3 protein-coding genes are annotated in these 3,081 nt (G+C 47.1%); all 3 read right to left on the minus strand.

The features are described from left to right. The coding region (locus QZF50_RS23200; protein ID WP_290389024.1) for a fimbria/pilus outer membrane usher protein at positions 1-1,698 on the minus strand (1,698 nt) is incomplete at its 3' end. Between the two features lie 23 nt (positions 1,699-1,721). Continuing rightward, positions 1,722-2,408, minus strand: a complete 687-nt coding sequence (gene lpfB, locus QZF50_RS23205) for a long polar fimbrial biogenesis chaperone LpfB (protein WP_000822475.1) — start codon at positions 2,406-2,408, stop codon at positions 1,722-1,724. An 83-nt stretch (positions 2,409-2,491) separates the two neighbouring features. Next, positions 2,492-3,016 (minus strand): long polar fimbria major subunit LpfA, encoded by a 525-nt coding sequence (locus tag QZF50_RS23210; RefSeq protein ID WP_000756356.1) that lies wholly within the window; start codon positions 3,014-3,016, stop codon positions 2,492-2,494. Between the last annotated feature and the right edge of the window lie 65 nt (positions 3,017-3,081).

Genomic DNA, 3,081 nt, shown 5'->3' on the forward strand with positions numbered 1-3,081 from the left:
GTCTTCTTCCCATTCCGGACTTCTCGTCCAGGTATAGGCCACGCTGTAATTCACCCGACCAATGTGACCGTGATAACCGGCGCTTAAGGAGTTTTCCTTACCGTCAACGTTCCAGTAATCCTGCTGCGTCATATTGAAATAAACCGAGCCGTAGTCTCCCAGTTGCTGGGTAATATTGCCCTGTATCTGGCTGCGCTTGTGATAACGGCGGTAATCACTGTCGGCGTCACTGCGAACATCAGTTGCTTCCTGGAAGGTGTAGTAGCCGCTGGTTGAGTATTTGTAGCCCAACAGACGCAGGTCAGTGCCACCCTCAAAACTTTTCGAATAGAGGAAGCGATAAGACTGGCCTTCCTCTTTTTCATTGTTGCGTAACTGACTTTTCGCCTGAGTGACATCCACCGATACTGCGCCAATGGTACCGAAGTTTTTCCCCAGGCCCAGAGCTAAAGCGTTGTAATCTGCCGACAACAATGCACCACCGTAGGCGGTCATACCCCACGGCAAGCCGTACATGGCGGTAAACTGCCCGAAATGTGGTTTATCGCTGTCGTAATTACCAGCACGATATTCACCGGCAGCCAGACTGTATTTCAGATACCCTTCACGCTGGAAAATCGCCACCGCCGAAAACGGCTGGATAAAACGTTGTTCACTTCCGTCGGCTTCTTTAATGATCACCGTCAGGTCGCCGCTGCCGGAGGTTGCGTAGAGATCGTTAATCTCAAATGCACCCGGCTGAACAAAAGTGCGATAAATGACATAGCCGTTCTGTTCGATACTCACTTCAGCGTTGCTTTTGGCGATGCCGCGCACTACCGGAGCAAAGCCACGCTGGCTGTCCGGCAACATTTCATCGTCGGATGCCAGTAACGCCCCACGCATTTGTACGCTATCAAAAATCTCGCCAGGCGTGGCGGTATCACCCAGAGTTATCTGTGATTTAAGTGGAATAATTGCCCGGTTTAACGATGTACCAACGTTATCCCATTGGTTTTTGCCATCGGTACGGTTCCAGATACTGTTATTACGTAAACGCCACGGACCAACGTTCAAACCGCTGCGCAGGTTCAGGTAATAACTGTCACTGGTCGAATCTGAAGATGAACCTGTACCTTCATTGCGTCCATTGCTGCCACTAAAGCTGTAATCCAGCAACAGCGCAGGTATTCCTTCGTCCCAGCGAGAAGGATCAACCGTGCCGCGAGCGGTCATCATCATTGCCGCCTGTGGAAAGGAAAGATGCAGCGTCTGAGTATTAAAATCAAAGCGGCTGGTGGCCTGGGGAATGATTTCATCAAACGCTACGCAGGCTTCTGGTGGTGACATCTTCAGCGCCGGAAAGCTGTCAACGCGCACGCCCATTTCTTCCAGTTGCACCCGGCTAAGGCAAGGCATAAGCGACTCACCGCTGGCTTTGCGTTTCGCTTCGCTGGCGGTACTAAAATCCAGCGTCCGGGAAGCCATTTTTTCTTCGTTTACAAACACCGAAACCCGGTATTTACCGGGGATTTGCTGGCCGACAGGTGAGTCGTATACCGACAAGTCGATGTGTTGATCGATACCCTGAACGTTTTCGAGAAATTTAGGGTTAAATTTTCCGCCATACGCAGGTAACGAGCTGGCAATCGTTAATGCCAGCAGAGAGAAGGAAAAATGCGCTCTGTAGTGATAGAGAGGTAAATGCATCCAATGCATAGTAAAAGCGCCTTGTAAAAGGATCAGTTAATCGGCTTCGTCAGCATTTCGCCAGCAACACCGAAATCATTAATAATGCTGTATTTCACTTCGTGCGCGTTGCCTGTACCGGCTGGAAGGTTAATGTTTAACTTTCCTTTCGCGAGAACCATTCCCGCCCGTTCAATCTTTTGTCCATTAATGGAAAACTGATTAAAGGTCAGGTTATAAGCGGAGTCGTTATTAACCACAATTTGGTTATTTTGACACTGGAAACGTAACTGTTTCATGGCCTCGAGGTTGCTTCCCGGCAAACCTTTTGGACGATAGAACAACTTCAAACGGGTGCGAACGGCTATCTGTAAGACGTTTTTATTTTCATTTTCAGCACTTTTCGCAGGAATGGCCTTTACATTAATCCAGTAAACGGATTCACGATCTTTAGGTAAGGTATCTTCAATATTGACGATACGTAAGACGTTATTTTTATCAGGATCAAGTTTGAATAATGGCGGTGTAATAATAAACGGTGTTTTTTTATTGCCATTCACATCATCAATCCATGACTGGATCAAAAACTCTTCATTTTTATTATGGTTTTCAACGGTCAGCGACGCTTCTTTCTTGCCGCCATCATAAATAACACGCGTCGTGCTTAAGGCTACGCCACCAGCAAAACACTGTTGTGCGGTCATTAAAAGTGCCAGCACAGCAAAGCTAATACGTTTCATGATTCGGTCCCTGAGTCATTGGTGTGAATAATGGCAACACAGTCTCTGTTGCCATTGAGAGATGATCGTTCCGTCAGGATCGATTAGTTGTAAGTCAGGTTGAAGTCGACTTCAGCGTTACCGTAACCCGTGGTTACTGCATCTTTGGTAGAGACATAGTTAGCGGTGAAATACAGAACGGTCTGACCTTCTTTCAGGACAGTAGCAGATTTACCAGTATTCAGGTCAACCAGGGTATTGGTGTTATCATAAATACCGATACCTACGCCAGTTGCGGCACCTGGTTCAGTGCTTACAGAAACCAGTTTGCTGTTGTCTGCATCGCCAACGCCGTTAAAGCTGATTTCCACATTTTTGAAAGTGGAGATATCGCAGTTTTCCAGTTTGATTTTGAACGGCGTTGCTGTGGATTTATCACCCATAGCAGTAAATACAGACTTGTTCACCTGACCCAGAACAACTTCTTGTTTTTGAGTGTCTGGAGACACAACACAAGCGGCGTCAACAATCTCACCGGTGAATTTAACAGTACCGTCGCCCGCATCAGCTGCGAATACGGAAGTAGAGGTCAGCGCAAGCGCAGATAAGGCAAACAGAACCTTTTTCATTTATAACTCCATTTATATAGATAAATATGCTTGATGTTGTTCATACAACGGGGCGCAGATTATAC

The sequence above is a fragment of the uncultured Escherichia sp. genome (assembly GCF_948475835.1).
In the GTDB taxonomy this organism is placed as follows: domain Bacteria; phylum Pseudomonadota; class Gammaproteobacteria; order Enterobacterales; family Enterobacteriaceae; genus ECMA0423.

Bases quoted from the DNA above. Each gene is read 5' to 3' on its own strand.
- lpfB (WP_000822475.1), bottom strand. From the start codon at position 2,408: ATGAAACGTATTAGCTTTGCTGTGCTGGCACTTTTAATGACCGCACAA.
- QZF50_RS23210 (WP_000756356.1), bottom strand. From the start codon at position 3,016: ATGAAAAAGGTTCTGTTTGCCTTATCTGCGCTTGCGCTGACCTCTACT.